This is a genomic window from uncultured Ralstonia sp., from assembly GCA_913056305.1.
Classification (GTDB): domain Bacteria; phylum Pseudomonadota; class Gammaproteobacteria; order Burkholderiales; family Burkholderiaceae; genus Ralstonia.
In genome coordinates, this window is the sequence record CAJXMR010000345.1 from 1 (window position 1) to 3,239 (window position 3,239).

The 3,239-nt window shown below is 65.2% G+C and carries 6 protein-coding genes; all 6 read right to left on the bottom strand.

Features of this window, described 5'->3' with window-relative positions:
• Positions 1-236 precede the first annotated feature (236 nt).
• The 6 genes from QZ609_RS25730 to QZ609_RS25755 all read right to left on the bottom strand — a co-directional run bounded on the left by QZ609_RS25730 (position 237) and on the right by QZ609_RS25755 (position 3,095).
• The gene (locus QZ609_RS25730) at positions 237-686 is read right to left on the bottom strand and encodes a hypothetical protein (protein ID WP_028229055.1); all 450 of its coding nucleotides are present in this window, start codon (positions 684-686) and stop codon (positions 237-239) included.
• Positions 687-701: 15 nt separating this feature from the next.
• Entirely contained in the window at positions 702-1,196 is a 495-nt protein-coding gene (gene kleA, locus QZ609_RS25735; RefSeq protein WP_245621252.1) for a stable inheritance protein KleA, read from the bottom strand.
• Between the two features lie 11 nt (positions 1,197-1,207).
• The gene (locus tag QZ609_RS25740; protein WP_042339297.1) at positions 1,208-2,068 is read right to left on the bottom strand and encodes an N-6 DNA methylase; all 861 of its coding nucleotides are present in this window, start codon (positions 2,066-2,068) and stop codon (positions 1,208-1,210) included.
• Entirely contained in the window at positions 2,061-2,306 is a 246-nt protein-coding gene (locus QZ609_RS25745; RefSeq protein ID WP_137959871.1) for a hypothetical protein, read from the bottom strand. The genes QZ609_RS25740 and QZ609_RS25745 overlap by 8 nt, the downstream gene beginning before the upstream one ends.
• Positions 2,307-2,351: 45 nt before the next feature.
• Positions 2,352-2,687: a hypothetical protein gene (locus tag QZ609_RS25750; protein ID WP_042339299.1), complete on the bottom strand. Its 336-nt coding sequence runs from the start codon at positions 2,685-2,687 to the stop codon at positions 2,352-2,354.
• A gap of 282 nt (positions 2,688-2,969) precedes the next feature.
• Positions 2,970-3,095: a hypothetical protein gene (locus tag QZ609_RS25755; RefSeq protein WP_259394498.1), complete on the bottom strand. Its 126-nt coding sequence runs from the start codon at positions 3,093-3,095 to the stop codon at positions 2,970-2,972.
• Between the last annotated feature and the right edge of the window lie 144 nt (positions 3,096-3,239).

A 3,239-nucleotide genomic window follows, 5' to 3' on the forward strand; every position in this document is an offset into this window, starting at 1 on the left:
AAGGCGCGAACCCGGAGCAGCCCGGTCTGGTCGCGCAGCGGCCAGATTCGCCCAGCAGTGAAAGCTGGCCAGGCGCAAGGGTCAGCCGGAAAGCAGCCAGGTGGTGCGGGTGGGTGGCAGGTCGGCGCGCGCAGCGCGGCGGCCTGCTGGCTGTTGGAGCGGGCGCAAGCCCGGCACCACGGCCAGCCGAAGGCTGGCACCGGCCGCAGGCCGCACCGCCGACAGGCGGCCGCGCGTCAGAACAGGGCGAGCTGGGGGGACATGGAGCCCGCACGCAGCGCCCTCACCTCGTCCAGCTCCAGGTGCAAGCGGACAAGGATCGACAGGTCATAGGAGATATGGGCGTCCTTCAGCCGAAGGGCGCAGCGCAGCGCGCCCAAGGGGTCATTGCCGCTGGAAATGCAGATGTCGTAGGGCGACAGGGCCGCCAGGCCCCGGTCGCGCAGGTCGTTGTACCGGGCGATGCTGGCGAGGCGGGACGCCTCGTAGCTGGCGACCTTGGCCAACAGGAAGGACTCGCGGGCCGCCAGGTCACGCGGGGCCTTCTTGGTCAGGGTCGGGTCGAGTTCCTGCCAGTGCTCCCGGATGGTGATGTCCTCGGCTGGGGGGAAGTCGGCGAGCACGGCCGCGACAGCGGCCGGATCGACGGCGGCCACCAGCTCGGCGGCCTCTTGCTCGATGCTCACGGCGGCCGCCCTCCCCTATTCCGTGCCCATGCGCTCAAGCATGGGCACCACGGCGAAATTCCACCAGTTGAGCGCGCGGGCCAGGGTGGCGCGGCGCTCGTCCTCGGTGGCCGTGCTCAGCAGGTTGTGCTGGCGGATCACCTTCTGATTGAACAGGCGCAGCACGTCGAGCGGGCCTTGCGTGCCCTCCAGGGCGCGAATGGCGTTGCGCAGCTCGGCGTCCTCGATGCAGTGCAGCGGCACCGGGTGGGTGATGGACTCGGCGCGGTTGGCGGCCTGCTCCAGCTCGGCCAGGCTCCAGTTCTTCATGACGCGCTCCAGCAGCGGAGCGCGGGCGGCGACAGCCGCGCGGCGCAGCTCGTCGGCCTGGCGCTCCAGGGCGTCGGCTTCGGCCAGCAGCGCGGCCGCCTGGTCGCGCTGCTTGATGATCGGCGAGCCGACCTCGGCGAGCATGTCCACCCAGGGCAGGAAGCGGGCGGCGGGCTTGGTGGTAGTGGTGGCGGTGGTCACGGGCGAACCTTTCAGAACAGGGCGAGCTGGCCGCGCAGGTTGATGTCTGCGGCCAGGGCGGGAACGGGCGAGGGAGCCAGGGCGGCGGCGGTGGGCATGGCTTCCGCCTCGGCCTCGGCGTCGTCGGCCGCTTCCTCGGCGCGAGACTGGGCGGCGGGCACGGTCAGGGTGGCGGCGTCACCGGCGCGGCGCAGCTTCACATCCCAAAAGCCCAGGACATGGGCGGGCGTGCGCCACGTTGACCATGTTTCAACGCTCAGCGAATTGCCGTGATAGACGACAGCCGGGATATGCAGCAGCGACAACTGCACATAGGCCATTTGCACCGCCACGATGTCAATATCGACGGCGACGGCGTGCATGTGCTGCTGATAGTTGATTTTCGCGTCCTGCAAGGCATGGGCGGCCGCAATAACCATTGCGCCACCGCCTACGCATGGATCGCAGAGGGTGATAAAGCCCTTTTTCTCGATTTCCACGGGCGCGCGGTCGCCCATGTTGATCGCGGCCATCAAATAGCTGACCTCGTAGGGCGTGAAAAACTGGCCTTTCCAAGAGTCGCCCAGCTCCAGATTCATGAACAGGGAGCCGAGAAAATCACACATGCCAGCTTCAAGGCCGAAAGTGACATGGGCCAAGCCTCGGGCCATCATGTCGGCTTCTTCCTTGGTATAGCGGCCGACGATCTTCATATATTCAGCCTCGCGCGCGGCAAACTGGCGCTTGTCTACGGCGTTGCTGATCGCAATGGCGCACATGGCCACAAAGTCGCGGAAGACTTGCCAGAGGCCGTGCCGATAGCCCAGCTCGCGCAGCAGCTTGCCCAGCTCGGCCTGGTGGTCGTTGGTGTAACGGATGTGCTTCTTAGCCACGGCTGGGCTCCCCTTCTTCCTGGTGCGCGTGGGCGTCGATCACCGTTTGCATCCCGCGCTTGGTCTTCTTGAATTGCTCGATCATGGCGAGGTAGGCGGCCAGCGGTTCGCCGCTGCCTGCCCCGTATTCACCGATCCAGGAATAGCCCTTGCGGCCGTCGCGCAAGGGGTATTCCTTCAGGCGGATGGCCTCTTTGCCTGATCTGGTCAGGTACAGGCCGATGGTCTTGGTTGTCATGCTCACCCCGCTGTCAGGCCGGGGCGGTGGCCCCGGCGTCGTTGCTCAATACTCGGAAGGCAGCAGCAGGGTGGTCACGCTGCGGTCGGCCTCGGTGATGATCCAGAGCTTTTGCCCGTTCTTCGTCGTGTAGGACGAGAGCACGCGCGCGCCGCACTCCAGCGCCTCCCGGTTGGTCTGCTGGTCTTCGGCGTCCATTTCCGACCAGTCGCCGGCAACGTGGCGGGCGACAAAGTGGATAGGCTGCTGGCCGTTCTGCTCCAGCACCTCCAGCGCGCCGGGCGTGGCGCAGAGCTGGCCCAGGGAGAACAGGGGCGAGCCGGTGGGCACGAGGGCGGCCGGGCGGGCGGTTTCGGTCGGGGTTGCGGTGGTTGGTTGCATCTGGATCACTCCTAAAGGTCGATGGTCTGGAAACTGCGCCGGGGGTCTGGTCTGCTCACCGTCACCCCCAGCGCTGGGGGTTTGCTGGGTTTAGGGTTTCGTCACGCGGTAGCAAATCCACGTCTTGCCGTCCCAGCGCTCGAACAGGCGCGAGCCGTTCAAAACGATTTCGCGGTTCTGCGGCTGGGGTTTGGTCGCGGTTGCCATTGGCTTATCTCCTGCGGGTTGTTGATGGTCTGGTTTCTCGGTCGGGTATGGTCTGCTCACCGTCACCCGTCCGAATCAGTTAGCCAGGTCGGCGGGGGGATCGACGGTAATCACCTCGATGTCGAAGCCCAGGGCCTCAAAATCGACTGCGACACCTTCAGAAATCCAGTCCGCCAATGCCTCGAAAACTTGCTGGGTCATGGTCATATCTCCTTATCAACCATGAGAGACATTCTACCCGTCAAAGGGTTGACCGTCAACCCTTTGACGAAGAAAGACAACCCTTTTTATTGAAATAAAACGGTTGACTTTTGCCGCTGAAAATTGCACCGGAACCAAGAGCCG